The sequence below is a fragment of the Rhodoferax sediminis genome (assembly GCF_006970865.1).
GTDB classification, from domain to species: domain Bacteria; phylum Pseudomonadota; class Gammaproteobacteria; order Burkholderiales; family Burkholderiaceae_C; genus Rhodoferax_A; species Rhodoferax_A sediminis.
Genome location: NZ_CP035503.1, coordinates 3,198,605 through 3,216,223, shown reverse-complemented (window position 1 = coordinate 3,216,223; position 17,619 = coordinate 3,198,605). Strand labels below are relative to the sequence as shown.

Genomic DNA, 17,619 nt, shown 5'->3' with positions numbered 1-17,619 from the left:
TGGACGATGGCAAGCGGATGATCAGGGTCGAGGCAAGCGCCCCAACACCGATGGCAGAGCCAGCTTCAAGACGCTGCACCAACAACGAAGGCGGGTAACGACCGCAACGCCTGAGCAGACCCAGGAGCGCTCCGACGAGCGCGCTTTGGCCGAGGCCAAGATGCTGGGTCAGTGTGCGGCCAGAAGAGGGCGGAAACGAGCGTCTTCGCGATTTACCTCGCGCAATCCTCGATAAACTTGGTAAATTGCTGGTGGGGACGCGTGAGGGGGCTGGGGCTCACCACACGATCATCAAATCAAGCCATTTAAACCAGGGGGGCATGAAACCGATATGCATCACCCAGTCATTGAGCAGGCGTAGCCCATGAAGGCGCTAGGCGGTACAGCCGCGCTTCCCAATCTTCGCGAACAGCCCCTGTGGCGACTGCTTGCGGCTGACAAGGCGCCGGTCGTTATTGCGCTTTTGCAATCGTTGCTGTTTGAGGATGACAAGACGCTTTTGAGTTCTGCGCTGCACGAACGCCTGGCCCATGGCCTTGACCAATTGCGTGCAATCGGAGAGGACATGCCGCAGCCTGCGCAGGCCTACGTCGCTGATTGGCTCAAGCAGGGTTGGCTCAAGGACACCCTCGTCTTCGCTGACCGTGTTGTCATGGAAGCCCGGGACATGAAGCAGCCGCCATCGACTAGGGCGTGTTAACACTAATTGCGGAAACCATGATTGATGCACGAAACTACGGGCATGGAAATCACCCAAGCCCAATTTGTGCAGATCGAGCACTGCCTGCCAACGCAGCGCGGCAACGTGACTTTGTCGAACCTGGACGTGTTGAATGCCATCCTCTATGTCGCCGAGCACGGCTGCAAGTGGCGCGGGCTGCCCAAGCGGTTCGGCAACTGGCATACCATTTACACACGCATGAACCGTTGGTCAAAATCCGGGGTGCTCAATCGTGTGTTCGAGCAGTTGCAGCAATCTCAGATCGTGCGCATCAAGATCGAGGCTGTGTCGCTGGACAGCACCAGCGTCAAGGTTCATCCGGACGGCACCGGTGCGCTAAAAAAAACGGCCCGCAAGCCATCGGCAAGTCCAGAGGTGGATGGAACACCAAGATTCATATGGTTGCCGCGAATGCTCGAACGGCAATAACCTTCTCGCTGTCACCGGGACAGGCGCACGACGCGCCGGAAGGTCGTGCGCTGCTAAGCCGGCTGGGCGCACCGAATCGGCCACTGCACTTGCTGATGGATCGAGCCTGCGAGGGCAACGAGACGCGGCAGTTGGCGCTGGACCTTGGATTCATTCCTGTTGTGCCGCCACTGAAAACCCGAATCGAGCCCTGGGAGTATGACCGCGCGATGTACAAGCGCCGCAACGAGGTCGAACGCCTGTTCCGCCGGCTCAAAGGGTTCCGTCGAATCTTCTCGCGATTCGACAAGCTCGACGTGATGTTCATCGGGTTCATCAGCTTCGCATTGATCGCCGATGGACTTCATTTGTGTTAACAGGCCCTAGTCGGATGTACATCTCTATGCGCACCCGCGTCCAAGGCGGTCAGGTGCTGGCCGTCAAGGAACAACGGGCTGTGCTCCGAGCCCTATCGAGCGTCATTCGCGCTTGACGAAGACCTGATAGACCTACACCGCCCCCAAGTTGGGAATCATGGCACCTGCGGGGATCCCGGATTTAGTCTTCGCTGTGAATGCCAACATACGGTCAATCGGGACTTGGGCACGACGGCCCAATTTCAAATCCACGTGTACCTCGTTGCTGGTGGTTTCCAACACGTGAGCTAAACCCGCAAGGCTGTTCATGGCCATCCAGGGACACTGCGCACAACTCTTGCAGGTGGCACTTTGACCCGAAGTGGGCGCTTCGATGAATATCTTCCCGGGATTGAGCGAGCGCAGCCTGTGCATCATGCCGTTGTCAGTGGCAACGATGAAGGTGACGGCAGACATTTCGCGCGCAGCCTTCAATAGTGCCGACGTAGAACCCACTAAATCGGCAAGGGCGACCACGTCGGGAGGGGACTCGGGGTGGACCAGTACCTTTGCATTGGGGTGATTCGCCTTCAGCGCTTGCAGCTCAAAGGCTTTGAACTCGTCATGCACTATACAACTGCCTTGCCAGAACAACATGTCAGCCCCCGTCTGACGTTGTACGTAATCACCCAGGTGCTTGTCGGGCGCCCACAAAATCTTGCGCCCTTGCTCCTTGAGGGCCTGTACGACATCCACGGCGCAACTCGACGTCACTACCCAATCCGCCCGAGCCTTCACGGCTGCGCTGGTGTTGGCATAAACAACGACGGTGCGCTCAGGATGTGAATCACAGAAAGCACTGAACTCATTCACCGGACAGCCCAGATCCAGCGAACAGGTCGCGTCCAGATCTGGCATCAGCACCCGCTTCTCGGGCGAGAGAATCTTGGCGGTCTCACCCATAAAGCGGACACCGGAGACCACCAGCGTTTGTGCCGCATGATTGCGGCCAAAGCGAGCCATTTCCAGGGAGTCGCTGACCAATCCACCAGTCTCCTCGGCCAGGTCTTGCAAATCAGGATGAACGTAGAAGTGCGACACCATCACGGCGTTGCGCACTTTGAGCAAATGGCGGATTTTGTGTTTAAGCGCAGTCCGCTCGGATTGCGAAGGCTCCACTGGAATTCGGGCCCACGCGCGCCGCGTGTCACAGGCAGGTTGCTCGTACTCGACGTCTACCAGCGAAGTCAGGGCTTCAGGCATAACGGACTCTCAAATCGTACAGAAAAGTCAATGGCTTTGACGTCTTTTGTCAAAGCCCCAACTGAGATACGGTCAACCCCGGTCTGCGCCAGCGCGCGTACGCTCTCCAGCATCACGCCGCCCGAGATTTCAAGAACGGCACGCCCGACTCCTTTGGCCGCACTCATGGCTTCGTTAAGGCGCACAGCTTCTTGAACCATTAGTGCATCCATGTTGTCAAGCAGCACCATCGCGGCACCGGCGTTCAAGGCCTCCTTCAACTGCTCCAATGTTTCCACTTCGATTTCAATAAAGCTCGCCTGTGCCGCGACCGTTGCGGCGCGTGCCAGCACAGGAGCGATGCCGCCAGCGGCAGCAATGTGGTTCTCCTTGATCAGCACGGCGTCGAACAGGCCTATCCGGTGGTTAAGACCGCCACCCGTTCGGACCGCGTACTTTTGCGCCAGTCTCAGGCCCGGTAGCGTTTTGCGGGTGTCTACGATGCGGGCTCCAGTACCCCGAACCATCGCTACGTACAAAGCCGTCTTGCTGGCGACGGCGCTCAGCATCTGTAAAAAATTCAATGCGGTACGCTCGACGCTCAGGAGCGCCTGAGCCTGACCCTCAATATCAAGCACGACCTGGTTTGCCACACAGGACTCTCCCTCTTGCACGTGCCAGGTTAAGCGGGCTTGTGGATCCAGCGCCCGCACGGCGGCTTCTACCCACGGGGCACCGCACAGCACTGCCGGCTCACGGACCAACACACGAGCGCGGGCGCGGCGGTCAGTTTGAATCAAGCCAGCTGTAAGGTCACCAGAGCCGATGTCTTCTGCCAAAGCACGGGCCACGTCATCTCGGGCCAATGCCCGGATTGCATCAGCCGAGAAGTCAAATAATGGGGTCATGTTGTAAGAATGAAGTCAGGAAATAGGTAAACTGCCGGCATTTTGTCACATTGGCGGCACATGAATTTATTGCAAAGAAGACCCGTGCGGTCATTCGATTTGGTCATCGTGGGGAGCGGCTTGGCGGGCCTCGCCACCGCCTTGTTGGCCTCACCGGACAAGCAGGTCGCCATTGTCACCAAGCAACAATTAAGCGACGGTGCCAGTGCTTGGGCACAAGGGGGAATTGCGGCCGTACTGGCAGAGGGAGATTCCTTCGATGAGCATGTGCAAGACACCCTCACTGCGGGCACCGGGCTGTGCGACCCGGACGCAACCCGTTTTGTAGTAGAAAATGCTCCCGCAGCCATCGCCTGGCTGCGTCAGTTGGGTGTCGCGTTCACACTGGAAGAAGGCACCACGGATCAGCTTCACCTGACGCGCGAAGGCGGACACAGCCAGCGCCGCATCGTGCATATGACTGACGCCACCGGCGCAGCCGTACAGCGCACCTTGATGGAGCAAGTGCGTGGGCGAACCAATATCAGCCTGTTTGAGCACCACACCTTGGTGGACGTGATCACCAGCCATAAACTGAACCCGTCTTCCACGGAAACGAACCGCTGCCTGGGCTTGTACGTCTTTGACGAAGGTCGTGGAGAAGTTGTCACGTTGGGGGCAACGCACACGGTGCTGGCGACTGGCGGTGCAGGCAAGGTATACCTGTACACCACCAACCCGGATACCGCTACTGGCGACGGCATTGCGGCAGCCTGGCGCGCTGGCTGCGCGGTGAGTAATCTTGAGTTCATCCAGTTTCATCCCACCTGCCTTTATCACCCGGACGCCAGGTCGTTTCTAATCTCTGAAGCGGTGCGCGGAGAAGGCGGGCGGCTGGTCCTGCCTGATGGCACACGCTTCATGGCGGCGCATGACGAACGTCTGGAGCTGGCTCCGCGTGATGTGGTGGCGCGCGCCATTGATTTTGAGATGAAAAAGCATGGGCTGGATTGCGTCTATTTGGACATCGCTCACCAAAGCCCGGAATTCTTGCAAACGCACTTCCCCACCATCTTGGCACGTTGCCTGGAATTCGGAATTGACATCAGGCGTCAACCCATTCCCGTGGTGCCCGCCGCCCACTACACCTGCGGCGGTGTGCAAACCGACCTGCACGGGCGCACCGACCTTGCCGGGCTCTATGCGATCGGAGAGGCGGCTTGTACAGGACTGCACGGCGCCAACCGGCTGGCAAGCAACTCTCTGCTTGAATGCATGGTTTTTGCACGTGCAGCGGTGCAGACCATGGGCGGCGAAGCTGCGCCATCCGTTACGGCACTGCCCATCTGGGACGATAGTCTGGTCTCGGATCCAGACGAATGCGTGGTCATTTCCCACAACTGGGAGGAGTTGCGTCGCTTCATGTGGGACTACGTCGGCATTGTGCGCACCAACAAACGCCTGGAGCGGGCTGCCAATCGCATCGCACTGTTGCAGGCGGAGATTGAAGAGTTTTACTCTCATTTTGCGGTTACCCGCGATTTGCTGGAACTGCGCAATCTGGTACAGGTGGCGGACCTGATCGTTCGCAGCGCACAAAGTCGCCATGAAAGCCGCGGCCTGCATTTCAGTCGGGATTACCCGCACACGGAGGCGCTGGCTTTACCGACGGTGCTGTGGCCAGGCTCTGACGCGAGAGCGTCGAGCAAAAATGCCCCTTGTCATTGACATCGGCGCGCCTGAATTGACGTGTTGTGACCCGTGAAGGATGCAGGCGCACCGTGCAAACGCTGATCGATTTTGTCGCCACCCGAGGCGATCGGGGCTCGGCGCTGCGCGCGGCATTCGGCGCGCCACGCGAGGTGCTGGCCGCACACACCGTGGCCCAGGTGGTGCCGGTGCTGCAGGCCGTGGACGCCATGGCCCGGCAGGGCCGCTGGTGCGTCGGGTACCTGCGCTACGAGGCCGCCCCCGCCTTCGACACCGCGCTTGCGGTGCATGGCGGCAGCGATGGCCCGCTGGCGTGGTTCGGGGTACACGATGCCGCTCAGCCGTGGCCGCCCATGGACATCGGCGCCGGCGCGCCCGGCGCCGAGTGGCAGAGCGACTTGCCGCGCACCACGTTCGAGCAGCGCATGGCGGAGATTCACCAGGCCATCGCTGCAGGCCAGCTGTACCAGGTCAACTACACCGCGCCGCTGCAGGCCGAGTTTCGGGGCGATGCGCGGGCCTGGTTCATGAGGCTGCGCCAAGCGCAGCCCCATGGGTATGCCGCGTTCATCGACAGCGGAACAGAGCAGGTGTTGTCCGTGTCGCCGGAACTGTTCTTTGACTGGCGCGATGGCCGCATCCTGGCGCGACCCATGAAGGGCACGGCACCGCGCGGCGCCACCGCGGCAGATGACGAAGCGCTGGCGGCTCGACTTGCCGCGTCGCCGAAGGAGCGCGCCGAGAACGTCATGATTGTCGACCTGATCCGCAACGACCTGTCGCGCATTGCCAAGCCTTTTTCCGTTCGCGTGCCCCGGCTGTTCCACCTTGAGGCGCTGCCCACGGTGTGGCAGATGACTTCCGATGTCGAGGCGCTCACCCGGGACGGGACCACACTGGCCAACGTGTTCACGGCCTTATTTCCTTGCGGCTCGATCACCGGTGCACCCAAGGTGCAGGCCATGCGCATGATCTGCGATCTGGAGCCGCAACCGCGCGGCGTGTATTGCGGCGCGGTGGGCGTTGTCCGCCCGGGCGGGCATGCGACGTTCAACGTGGCGATCCGCACCGTGACCCTGCGCGGCACGGCGGCGAGCTGCGGTATCGGCAGCGGTATCACGGCCGATGCGCAGGCCGAGGGCGAATGGCAGGAGTGGCGCCACAAGCGTGCCTTTCTCGAACGCGCAAGCCAGCCGTTCGAATTGCTCGAAACCCTGGCACTGGAGGGCGGTGCCCTGCGCGACGCGCCGGCCCATCTGGCGCGCATGGCGGATGCGGCCGCGCATTTTGCCTACCCATGGGACGCAGCGCATGTCGCGGGCCGCTTGCGGCAACTGGTCGATGCGCACCTCCAAGGGCGCTGGCGGGTGCGCCTGCGGCTCGATGCCGGCGGACAGGTCCAGGCCGAGGCCTACGCGCTGGACCTGACGCCGACCCCAGTTCGCTTAAGACTGGCCACGAGCGCGCTCGAAGAGGCGGACAGTGAGTTCGTGCGCTTCAAGACCACGCGGCGTGCGCATTACGACGCGTTTGCCCCCAGCGAGCCTGACGTCTTCGACACCCTGCTGTGGAACCGGCGTGGAGAGATCACCGAGTGCACCCGCGGCAACGTGGCCCTGCTGCTGGATGGACGCTGGGTCACACCGGCGCTGCACTGCGGCCTGCTGGGCGGGATCGGGCGGGCCCGCTGGCTGCGCGAAGGGCGGTTGGCCGAAGCCGTGGTGCGGGTAGACGAGCTGCAGCGCGTGCAGGCGCTGGCCTTCGTGAACAGCCTGCGCGGATGGGTGGATGCCGTACTCGATGAACACCCACCGTCCGGTCGGAGAGCCTGAACAGGCTGATTGAATCCATGGGACTGGCTTATCGAAGCGGCCTGCGCCGTTGGCTGAAGGTGCCCGGCAGTCTGAGCCAGCACCTGGCCCGGCTCGGCCAGCGCTTCGAGGTGCAGGTGCTGAGTCAGCGTGTTGCGCCCCTGCGCCGGCATGAACAACAGGCGCTGGGCCTGCCGCGGAGCGGACTGACGGTGGTGCGCGAGGTCCTGTTGCGGGTCGATGGCGAACCGTTGGTATGGGCCCGCTCGGCCCTGCACCAGTCGGCCCTGGCCGGTCCCTGGAAAGCCTTGAAGGGTCTGGGCAGCCGCCCGCTGGCGCATTTGCTCTATGACGACCCCCGCATCCGGCGTAGCACCCTGCAGCCGCGTCGCCTGTCCCGCCATGGTCATACCCGACGGCACCTGCAGCGCCAGTGGCGCCAGGCCACCGGGTCGGATCCCTCGGCGCAGATGCTCTGGTCGCGCAATTCGATATTCAGTCGCCAGGGCGCCTTGCTGCGGGTGATGGAGACGTTCGTGCCGCATATGAAGGCGCTGGCGCGGCCCGGAGCCGGGGATTGCCCGCCACAAGGCGGGCAGCAATTGCAACCAAATAGACTCTCTAAATGTCCCCAATGTGACACGATTCGTAGTATGCTGCGCCGCAACATAACCGGCCAGAGGAAACCCCGTGTTCCGTACCCTGCTGAAATCCAAGATCCACCGGGTCGCCGTGACCCATTGCGAATTGCATTACGAAGGCTCGTGCGCCATCGATGAGAACCTGCTCGAGGCGGCCAACATCGCCGAGAACGAACAAATCCATATCTGGAACATCAACAACGGCGAGCGTTTCGTCACCTACGCCATCAAGGGCCAGCGCGGCACCGGCATGATCTCGGTCAACGGCTCGGCGGCGCGCCGCGCCGCCATGGGCGACTTGATCATCATCGCCTCGTTCGCCCAGGTGCACGAAGACCAGATGGCCACGCACAAGCCGCAACTGGTGTTTGTGGACGAGGCCAACCGCCAGATCGGCGCGCGCCAACACGTTCCAACGCAGCAGCTTTGAGATGAATGCTTCCCTGGCCGCGCGCAGTCTGCGCAGCGTGTGGCACCCCTGCACGCAGATGAAGCTGCACGAGGCGCAGCCGCCGATCGCGATCGCGCACGCCTCGGGACCCTGGCTGCACGACGTGGACGGCCGGCGCTACCTTGACGGCATCAGTTCCTGGTGGGTCAACCTGTTCGGCCATAGCCATCCGCACATCCAGGCCGCACTGGCCGACCAGTTGGAGCGGCTCGACCATGTGATGCTCGCCGGCTTCACCCATGCACCGGTGGTGGAACTGTCCGAGCGCCTGGCCGCGCTGACCGGCCTGGGCCACGCGTTTTATGGCAGCGACGGCGCCTCGGCCACCGAGATCGCACTCAAGATGAGCGCGCATTTCTGGCGCAACAGCGGCCGGCCGGCCAAGAACCGCTTCATTGGGTTGGCCGGTGGCTACCACGGTGAAACCGTGGGTGCGCTGGCCGTGACCGACATCGCGATCTTTCGCGAAGCCTATGCGCCGCTGGTGCGCCTGGCCGCTACCGTGCCCAGCCCCGACGCGCGCGGCGCGCGTCTCGGCGAGAGCGCGTTTGAGGTGGCCCGGCGCAGCGCCGCGGCGCTGCAGGCCTGGCTGGCCGAGCACCACGAAGAGACCGCGGCGCTGATCGTCGAGCCCCTGGTGCAGTGCGCGGCCGGCATGGCCATGCATGACCCTGAGTACCTGCGCCTGGCGCGCGCGCTGTGCGACCGCTACGAGGTGCATCTGGTGGTGGACGAAATCGCCACCGGCTTCGGGCGCACCGGCACGATGTTCGCGCACCAGCAGGCCGGCATCCGGCCCGACCTCATCTGCCTGTCCAAGGGACTGACCGGCGGCACTTTGCCGCTGTCGGCCGTGCTGACCACCGACGCGGTCTACGAGGCCTTTTACGACGACCAGCTGGCGCGCGGCTTCCTGCATTCGCACTCGTACACCGGCAACCCGCTAGCTTGCCGCGCTGCGCTGGCCACGCTCGAGATCTTTGAACAGCAAGACGTGCTGGCGCGCAACGCGGTGCTGGCGCGTGCGCTCGATGAAGCGTTCGCACCGCTGACGAGTCATCCTCGCGTGCGCCATGCGCGCCACCTCGGCATGATCTGGGCCTGGGATGTAGAAACCGCCCTGCCCGATTTCGCGAGCCGATACCACCGGCACGCGCTGGCGCACGGCCTGCTGCTGCGCCCGATCGGCCGCACGATCTACGCCATGCCGCCCTATGTGCTGGATGCCGAGGCCGTGCAATGCCTCGCGCAAGGCGCGCTGGCCGCGCTTGAAGCTACCCTGGCTGAAGAGACGCCCGCATCATGAATTCCTACTTCATTACCGGCACCGACACCGGCGTCGGCAAGACCCTGGTGTCGGCCGCGCTGCTGCACACGCTGGCCAGGCGCCACCCGCGCGTGGTCGGCATGAAGCCCGTGGCCGCCGGCAGGGTGCGCCATGGCGATGGCTGGGCCAGCGAAGACGCGCTGGCGCTGCGCGCAGCCTCCACTGTCGAAGTACCGCCCGAACTGGACAACCCCGTCCTGCTGCCCGACCCGCTGTCGCCGCACATCGCGGCCGAACGCGCCGGTGTGCGCATCGACATCGAGCATCTGGTGTCCTGCTACCGCGAGCTCGCACGCCGCGCCGATGCCGTGGTGGTGGAAGGCGCGGGCGGTTTCCACGTGCCGCTGTCGGACAGCAGCACCGGCGCCGATCTTGCGCAGGCGCTGGCCCTGCCCGTGGTGCTGGTGGTGGGCCTGCGCCTGGGTTGCCTGAATCACGCCCTGCTGACTGCCGAAGCCATCCGCGCGCGCGGCCTCCTGCTCGCCGGCTGGGTGGCCAACCGCATCGACCCTGCAATGCAGGCGCAAGAAGAGAATATCGCCTGGCTGCAGCGCCAACTCGCCGCGCCGCTGCTGGCCGACATCGCCTATCAGGACGCCCCTGACCCGCGGGCCATCGCCCTCCACCTGCCATGACCCTGAACACCCACCCTTCCTGGATCGACGAATTCCCGGCGCGCATCGCCGAGCTGGACCGCGCCCACCTGCGCCGCCGCCGCCGCGTGGTCGTGCCCGAAAGCGGGGCCCGCCTGCAGGTCGATGGCCAGTCCATGCTCGCGTTTTGCAGCAACGATTACCTGGGCCTGGCCAGCCATCCCGCGCTGGTGCAGGCCGCCTGTGCCGGCGCCCACGAGTTCGGCGTGGGCGCCGGCGCCTCGCCGCTGGTCAGCGGCCACAGCGCGGCCAACGAGGCGCTCGAGCAGGCGCTGGCCCGCTTTGCCGAACTGCCGCGTGCCCTGTATTTTTACGCCGGCTACGCCACCAACATCGGCATCGTGCCTGCGCTGGTCGCCGAAGGCGACGCGCTGTTCTCCGACGCGCTGAATCACGCCTGCCTGATCGACGGCGCCCGCTTGTCGCGCGCGCACATCCACCGCTATGCGCATGCCGACCTGGGCGCGCTGGACGCGGCACTCAGCCAAAGTCCGGCGCGGCGCAAGCTCGTGATCAGCGACGCCGTGTTCAGCATGGACGGCGACATCGCCGACATTCCCGCGCTGCTGGCGCTGTGCGAGCGGCACGACGCGCTGCTGCTGCTCGACGATGCGCACGGTTTCGGCGTGCTGGGTCCCGAAGGCCGCGGCAGCCTCGCGAAGTTTGGCCTGACCGGGGCCCGGGCCTCGCGCCGCGTGCTCTACATGGCCACGCTGGGCAAGGCCGCCGGTGTGGCGGGCGCCTTTGTGGCCGGTGACGATGCGCTGGTCGAATGGCTGCTGCAAAAAACCCGCAGCTACATCTTTGCCACGGCCGCGCCGGCGCTGCTGGCCAGCGCCCTGCGCGCAAGCCTGCGCCTGATCGAAACCGAACAATGGCGCCGCGACCACCTGAGTCGGCTGATCGCACGGCTGCGCGACGGCCTGCAGCCGATCCTGCGCGGCACGCCCTGGCAGCTCGGCGATTCCGTCACCGCCATCCAGGCGCTGGTGATCGGCCCCAACGATGAGGCCCTGGCCGTGATGGAAGGCTTGCACGAGCGCGGCCTGTGGGTGCCGGCGATCCGCCCGCCCACCGTGCCCGCCGGCACGGCCCGGCTGCGCATTGCGCTGTCGGCCGCGCACAGCGAGGCCGATGTGGACCGCCTGATCCAGGCACTCGCCGAGCTGGCACCGAGATCGCCGCTTGAGCGCCCGTCCGCAGCGCTCGAACCCACCCTTGCCTGAGAATAATCCCACTTAACTGGAGACCACAATGCCCGCCACCCTTGAACACCCCGTGACCCTGCACCGCCCGCCGCGCCCCCCGGTTGATCCCGTCGCACCGGCTACTCCACGCTGGCGCGTGGAGGACGTGCAGGCGCTGTTCGAGCTGCCGTTCCCGGAGTTGCTGCACCGCGCGCAGACGATTCACCGTGCTAACTTCGACCCGACCCTGGTCGAGTTTGCGACGCTGTTGTCGGTCAAGACCGGCGGCTGCCCTGAGGACTGCGGTTACTGCCCGCAGGCGGCCCGTTACGACACCGGTGTGCAAGCCTCCAAGCTAATGGAGCCGGCCGAGGTGCTTGCTGCCGCGCAGCGCGCCAAAGACGCCGGCGCCACGCGCTTTTGCATGGGCGCGGCCTGGCGCGCGCCGAAGGATCGCGATATCGAGAAAGTGGCCGAACTGGTGGCCACCGTGAAGGCGCTGGGCCTGGAGACCTGCGCCACGCTGGGCATGCTCGAAGACGGCCATGCCGAGACGCTGCGCGATGCGGGACTGGACTACTACAACCACAACCTCGACAGCGCGCCCGACTTCTACGGCGACATCATCACCACGCGTGACTACCAGGACCGGCTCGACACCCTGGGGCGCGTGCGCGGCGCGGGCGTGAAGGTCTGCTGCGGGGGCATCGTGGGCATGGGCGAATCGCACACCCAGCGCGCCGGCCTGATCGCACAGCTGGCCAACCTCGCGCCCTACCCCGAGTCGGTGCCCATCAACCACCTGGTGCGCGTGCAGGGCACGCCGCTGGCCGAGCAGGCGCCGCTGGATCCGTTCGAGTTCGTGCGCACGATTGCGGTGGCGCGCATCACCATGCCGCTGGCGCGCGTGCGCCTGTCCGCCGGGCGCCAGCAGATGGGCGACGCCATCCAGGCCCTGTGCTTCCTGGCCGGCGCCAATTCCATTTTCTACGGCGACAAGCTGCTGACCACCGGCAACCCCGACACCCAGGCCGACCTGGATCTGCTGCAACGCCTGGGCCTGAAACAGGGCCAGCCCGTTCCCCTGAGCCAGTAAGCCCTCGCATGAACGAAGCCACCGCCCCGCGCAAACCGCTGACCCTGCACCGCCTGCGCGAGATGCACGCGGCCGGCGACAAGATCGCCATGCTGACCTGCTACGACGCGACCTTCGCGACACTGCTCGACGCCGCTGGCGTGGACTGTCTGCTGGTGGGCGATTCGCTGGGCATGGTGTTGCAGGGCCACGCCAGCACGGTGCCGGTGACACTGGACGAGATGGCTTATCACACGCGCTGCGTGGCACGCGGCAACCAGACAGCCTGGGTGATCGGCGACCTGCCGTTTGGCAGCTACCAGGCATCGAAAGAACAAGCGCTGCATAGCGCCGTCACGTTGATGCAGGCCGGCGCTCACATGGTCAAGCTCGAGGGCGGTGGCTGGACCACGGAGACCGTGCGCTTCCTCGTAGAGCGCGGCATCCCGGTCTGCGCCCACCTGGGCCTGACACCGCAATCGGTGCATGCGCTGGGCGGCTACCGCGTCCAGGGCCGCAACATGGAGGGCGCCGCGCAGTTGCGGCAGCAGGCCGGTGAACTGGCCGAGGCCGGCGCTGCCATGCTGGTGCTCGAGCTGATTCCTTCGACGCTGGCCGGGGAGGTGACAACCGCGCTGCCGATTCCCGTGATCGGCATCGGTGCCGGTGTGGACTGCAGCGGCCAGGTGCTGGTGCTGCATGACATGCTGAATCTCACTGCAGCCAGGCTGCCGCGCTTTGTGCGCAACTTCATGGCCGGCAGCGCCAGCGTCGAGGACGCGGCGCGCCGTTATGTGGCCGCCGTCAAGGACCAGAGTTTCCCCGACCCCGCCCTTCACACCTACTGAACTCGCACTGACTCAGCGCCATGCAAATCGCCCACACCATCGCCGAGCTGCGGCACCTTCTGCGGCACAGCCAGCACCCGGTCTTCGTGCCCACCATGGGCAATCTGCACGACGGCCATCTGGGCCTGATCGGGCAGGCCAAGGCGCTGGGCGATGTGACGGTCGCGAGCATCTTCGTGAACCGCCTGCAGTTCCTGCCGCACGAAGACTTCGACACCTATCCGCGCACCTGGGAGTCGGATTGCGCCAAACTCGCCGCCGCCGGTTGCGACGTGCTGTTCGCGCCCAACGAGAAAGAGCTCTACCCCGAGCCGCAGGTCTACAAGGTGCACCCGCCCGCCGAACTGGCCGACATCCTGGAGGGCCACTTCCGCCCCGGCTTCTTCGTCGGTGTGAGCACGGTGGTGATGAAACTGTTTGCCTGCGTGTTCTCCGAGGCCCAAGGCCGGCGCGCGGCGGTGTTCGGCAAGAAGGACTACCAACAACTCATGGTCATCCGCAACATGGTTCAGCAGTTTGCGTTGCCGATCGAGATCGTCGCCGGCGAAACGCAGCGCGCGCCCGATGGGCTGGCGCTGTCGTCACGCAACGGCTACCTCAGCGAGACCGAGCGCGCCGAGGCCGTGCAGCTGTCTCTGGCTATCCAGCAGCTGGCGCGCGACGCGCAGAAAGCGGGCACCGGCCTGGCCGAGCGGTTGCCCGACATCGAGGCACACGTCACAGCGACCCTCGTGCGGCGCGGCTGGACACCCGACTACCTGACGGTGCGCCGCCGCTCGGATCTGCAGCCACCACAGGCCGGCGATGCCGTGGTGGTTCTGGGGGCCGCGAAGTTGGGCGCAACGCGACTCATCGACAATCTGGAAGTCTGATCGGGGCTAACTGCCGAAAGCAGCCGCAAAGCGCTTGAGAGGTCTTCGCACATCCGGGCCGCTTCAGGCCGATCTTGTGCTGGTCAGCGACAAGCGATCGCGCCGGCGAGCCAGTCGATCGGTTCGTTACCCCGGATCGCGCGAAGGTCACTCGGCAGAGGGCTATGACGGCAGCGGTGGAGGGTGGTCGGAATCAAGGCTGTTCTGACTGAAACTCCGTTCAGATGACACCGAGCTTGTGGAATTCATTGCGCAGGCGTGTCACCACGTCGGGCCAGTGCAACGATATCGAGCCTGTTCTTCCTCAGGAACGCGTTCCACTGCGTCTGCTCGATGGGACCTGCCACGAAAGTGGCACCCAGACCGGCAGGCCAGGAGGCGGGCACGGACATTTTTCGGCGCGCGACCGAAGGGGGCGTTAGGAGCAGGTCGCGAATGACCGGGGAACGGTAGGCATTTGGACTGCCGGTAAGCCGACACTGGCGACCGGCAACAAACGCTGCATTACGGTCATTTGCGGTGTAACTTGTGACTGTTCGCTCCGGGCCAATGGTCGACGCCGAAGAGTATTGCTCGAATGCGAGCACACGCCCAGCAATAGGGGCACTGGTGGATGCACTTGGGTGTGAACTGCAGCACGAACCCGCGACCCGGCCTGTGACGGGCCCTGGGACCCGCATTTGCCGCCTACCTACGGTAATTGGGGCTGTAGTGGGGTGGGATTATTGAAAGTAGGGGCAGGTCAGGTGATGAAGATTGAGGTACATCGCCAGCGCGCTGATCGCCGATGGACCTCCCTTGTGTGGATGTATCCGAATTTTTGTGTGAAGAGGCCGGGAAGTTTCACGAACTCAGAGAACTGAATTTGTGAAACGCTCGTCAAAGATTATGGCGAATTGGTTGGCCGCTTCCTTCCATGTGCGCGGGGGCATGTTCCAGTCCTTCGTGATGTTGCGCAGCGCCAGGAACAACAGCTTGGTGGCTGCCGCGTCGTTGGGGAAGTGCCCCGGTTCTTCACGATCTTTCCCAGCCGCATGTGCAGACTTTCGATGGCATTGGTCATGGCTTTGGGTGTACCGATAGGCTGGTCGAGCTGCTTGATTTCCGCAAGATACCCTGGTTGCGCGGAAAACAAAAACAGGACTTCGTACAACGGCGGCATGGACAGGATGCCGAAGGATGGTGCGGAGAAAAGCGCTGAATTCAGGCTGAATTTTGTCGCACGATTTCCCGTGGGACGTGGAGCAATGCTATCGCACAGTGGGGCTTGAAGAACGAGCGGCGCATGAGATTCTGAATGCATGGACAGCACGTTGCCCGTCCTTTTTAACCCTTCAGGAGCTCCCATGAAATTCTCGAAAGCCGAAATCGAAGCCGTCATTGAAGCATCGCCCCGCACCACCGTCCCCTTCAACAAGCTGATCCTGTCGGACACCTGCCAGGCGCGGTCGGCGGGCAGCACGTCGAAGATGAGCATCGCCGAACTGGCGGCGTCCATCAAGGAAAGCAATGTCCTGCAAAACCTGATCGTCTTGAAGGGCGCACGCGGCCTGTTCGAGGTCTGTGCAGGCGGTCGCCGTCTCGAAGCGTTGACCCTGCTGGTCAACAACGGCGATATTGCAGAAAACTACCCCGTTCCTGTGTTGATCGTGCCCGCCGACAAGGCCCTGATTGCCAGTCTTTCAGAAAATGTCTTTCACATCCCCATGCACCCTGCCGACGAGTACACCGCCTTTGCCAAGCTGATCGGGCAGGGCAAGTCGGTCGAAGACGTAGCTGCGGCCTTCGGCGTCACGCCACTGGTGGTCAAACGCCGCATGAAGCTGGCGACCGTGTCTCCGCAACTGATGACACAGTTCCGCGAAGACAAGATCGGCCTGGACTGCCTCATGGTGCTGGCCTCGGTCGATGACCACGACAAGCAGGAGCAAGCCTGGGCTGGTTTGCCGGAGTGGAATCGTCGACCTGACTACCTGCGCCAATTGCTCACGCAGGGTGAAATCGAGTCTGACCGTGACCCCGTGGCCCTGTACGTGACCGTCAAAGCCTACGAGAAAGCCGGTGGCACGCTGCGGCGTGATTTGTTCAGCGACGACGACAAGAAAGCCTACCTGCTGGACGCCCCGCTGCTGGACAGGCTGGCCACCGACAAGCTGCAGAAGAAGGCCAAGCAAGTCGCCGCCGAAGGCTGGAAATGGGTCGATGTCCGGGTGCGCTACAGCTACGACGAATTCGTCAAGTACGGCGAACTGCGCAAGACCCGGCGCGAGCCGACCGAGCAGGAAGCCGCCAGCCTTGTCGAAATCGAAACCAAGATGGCAGCCGTGCATGAGCAGATGGAGGCCGTGGCCGAAGCAGAAGTTGACGAGGGCGATGAAGACAGCGCGTATGAGAAGCTCGAAATCGAGTCCGAGGGCTTGCAGGCGAAGATCAAGGCACTGGAAGACGTTCTCAGCGTCTGGCCCGCCGACCTGATGGCCCAGGCCGGATGCGTGGTTTATGTGGGCAACGATGGCACAGCAGCACTCAAGTGCGGCTTGGTCCGCCCCGAAGACCGCAGCGGCATGGCACAAGCGGCGCGGCTGGCAGGCGAGGGCGGTGACGACGAATCGCTGGTGTCGCTGCCGTCACCCAAGACCCGACCGGTTCATTCTGACAAGCTGATGCGCCGCCTCACTGCCCACCGCGTGGCTGCCGTCCAGGCCGAACTGATTGATCGCCCTGACGTGGCGCTGGCCGCGATCACGGCCCATCTGGCCGGGAAGCTGCTGATTGACGGTTACCGCCGCCACTACGGCAGTGAAGAGGCTTTGACGATGAGCGCGATCAACACCCATACAAGCCTGCCTTCCGAAGCCGAAGACATGAAGGCCTGCGCCGCGTGGCAGAAGGTGGACGCCGAGCGGGCAGCCTGGGCGGCACGACTGCCGGAATCGGTGGATGCGATCTTTCCGTGGGTGTTGGCGCACGACCAAGCCACGGTGCTGCAATTGCTGACTTTCCTTGTTGCCTCAACCGTGACGGGTGTCTACGGTGTGGAGCGCAGCAAGCAGAGTACCGACCCGCTGGCTGCGGCATTGGGGCTGGACATGAGCAACTGGTGGTCTGCCACCGGCCCATCGTATTTCAACCATGTCTCCAAGGGGCGCATCCTCGACGTGGTGACAGAGGCCGTTGACGCCAATGCGGCCAGTCCGCTGGCAGCGCTCAAGAAGGATGCCGCCGTGATGGGGGCCGAGCAGACGATGGCGGGAACGGGGTGGTTGCCTTCGTGCCTTCGGACAGTAACCAACCCCCGAGTCGACGAGGAAGTCCTAACCGACGTGCGGGAAGATTCCGATGAGGTGGCGTTGTCGGTATAAACGTGACCCTGCGAGCCAGGGTTTCCCCGTCAGGGCGAGGCGGTACAGGGTGTGGAGATAGACCCGCG

Annotated in this window: 15 protein-coding genes and 1 pseudogene; 13 read left to right on the top strand and 3 right to left on the bottom strand. The window is 63.9% G+C overall.

Annotation, left to right across the window (positions count from 1 at the left end; translation table 11 throughout):
- Window positions 1-364: 364 nt before the first annotated feature.
- Both EUB48_RS15530 and EUB48_RS15525 read left to right on the top strand, forming a co-directional pair.
- A complete protein-coding gene (locus EUB48_RS15530; protein ID WP_142819977.1) occupies window positions 365-700 on the top strand; it encodes a DUF3375 family protein in 336 nt (111 codons plus the stop codon).
- 42 nt (window positions 701-742) lie between these two features.
- A protein-coding gene (locus EUB48_RS15525; protein ID WP_142819976.1) for an IS5 family transposase occupies window positions 743-1,506 on the top strand; the annotation gives its coding sequence in 2 pieces (ribosomal slippage) (window positions 743-1,058 and window positions 1,058-1,506; 765 coding nt in all).
- Window positions 1,507-1,638: 132 nt separating this feature from the next.
- Here EUB48_RS15525 and nadA read toward each other — a convergent pair.
- Together nadA and nadC are read right to left on the bottom strand one after the other, a co-directional pair.
- The gene (nadA, locus tag EUB48_RS15520; RefSeq protein ID WP_142819975.1) at window positions 1,639-2,748 is read right to left on the bottom strand and encodes a quinolinate synthase NadA; all 1,110 of its coding nucleotides are present in this window, start codon (window positions 2,746-2,748) and stop codon (window positions 1,639-1,641) included.
- A complete protein-coding gene (nadC, locus tag EUB48_RS15515) occupies window positions 2,733-3,635 on the bottom strand; it encodes a carboxylating nicotinate-nucleotide diphosphorylase (RefSeq protein ID WP_142819437.1) in 903 nt (300 codons plus the stop codon). The genes nadA and nadC overlap by 16 nt, the downstream gene beginning before the upstream one ends.
- 60 nt (window positions 3,636-3,695) lie before the next feature.
- Between nadC and nadB the strand changes: the two genes are divergently transcribed.
- The 10 genes from nadB to panC are packed head-to-tail and all read left to right on the top strand — an operon-like array spanning window position 3,696 to window position 14,189.
- A complete protein-coding gene (nadB, locus tag EUB48_RS15510; protein WP_142819438.1) occupies window positions 3,696-5,342 on the top strand; it encodes an L-aspartate oxidase in 1,647 nt (548 codons plus the stop codon).
- A 53-nt stretch (window positions 5,343-5,395) separates the two neighbouring features.
- A complete protein-coding gene (gene pabB, locus EUB48_RS15505; protein WP_244618192.1) occupies window positions 5,396-7,156 on the top strand; it encodes an aminodeoxychorismate synthase component I in 1,761 nt (586 codons plus the stop codon).
- 17 nt (window positions 7,157-7,173) lie between these two features.
- Complete coding sequence (locus tag EUB48_RS15500; protein ID WP_142819439.1) at window positions 7,174-7,914, top strand: chorismate--pyruvate lyase family protein; 741 nt, start codon at window positions 7,174-7,176, stop codon at window positions 7,912-7,914.
- Window positions 7,826-8,206: an aspartate 1-decarboxylase gene (panD, locus tag EUB48_RS15495; RefSeq protein WP_142819440.1), complete on the top strand. Its 381-nt coding sequence runs from the start codon at window positions 7,826-7,828 to the stop codon at window positions 8,204-8,206. Before EUB48_RS15500 ends, panD begins: the two co-directional genes overlap by 89 nt.
- Before the next feature lies 1 nt (window position 8,207).
- Entirely contained in the window at window positions 8,208-9,533 is a 1,326-nt protein-coding gene (locus EUB48_RS15490; protein WP_142819441.1) for an adenosylmethionine--8-amino-7-oxononanoate transaminase, read from the top strand.
- Complete coding sequence (bioD, locus tag EUB48_RS15485) at window positions 9,530-10,189, top strand: dethiobiotin synthase (protein ID WP_142819442.1); 660 nt, start codon at window positions 9,530-9,532, stop codon at window positions 10,187-10,189. Before EUB48_RS15490 ends, bioD begins: the two co-directional genes overlap by 4 nt.
- Window positions 10,186-11,433 (top strand): 8-amino-7-oxononanoate synthase, encoded by a 1,248-nt coding sequence (gene bioF / locus EUB48_RS15480; RefSeq protein ID WP_142819974.1) that lies wholly within the window; start codon window positions 10,186-10,188, stop codon window positions 11,431-11,433. Before bioD ends, bioF begins: the two co-directional genes overlap by 4 nt.
- 28 nt (window positions 11,434-11,461) lie before the next feature.
- On the top strand, window positions 11,462-12,490 hold the full coding sequence (gene bioB, locus EUB48_RS15475; protein WP_142819973.1) for a biotin synthase BioB: 1,029 nt from the start codon (window positions 11,462-11,464) through the stop codon (window positions 12,488-12,490).
- Between the two features lie 8 nt (window positions 12,491-12,498).
- The gene (gene panB, locus EUB48_RS15470; RefSeq protein ID WP_142819972.1) at window positions 12,499-13,317 is read left to right on the top strand and encodes a 3-methyl-2-oxobutanoate hydroxymethyltransferase; all 819 of its coding nucleotides are present in this window, start codon (window positions 12,499-12,501) and stop codon (window positions 13,315-13,317) included.
- Window positions 13,318-13,337: 20 nt separating this feature from the next.
- A complete protein-coding gene (gene panC, locus EUB48_RS15465; RefSeq protein WP_142819971.1) occupies window positions 13,338-14,189 on the top strand; it encodes a pantoate--beta-alanine ligase in 852 nt (283 codons plus the stop codon).
- Between the two features lie 851 nt (window positions 14,190-15,040).
- Here the strand turns inward: panC and EUB48_RS15460 are convergent.
- A pseudogene (locus EUB48_RS15460) lies at window positions 15,041-15,249 on the bottom strand (transposase); the annotation flags it as partial.
- A 286-nt stretch (window positions 15,250-15,535) separates the two neighbouring features.
- Between EUB48_RS15460 and EUB48_RS15455 the strand changes: the two are divergent.
- The gene (locus EUB48_RS15455; protein WP_142819970.1) at window positions 15,536-17,551 is read left to right on the top strand and encodes a ParB/RepB/Spo0J family partition protein; all 2,016 of its coding nucleotides are present in this window, start codon (window positions 15,536-15,538) and stop codon (window positions 17,549-17,551) included.
- Window positions 17,552-17,619: the final 68 nt, after the last annotated feature.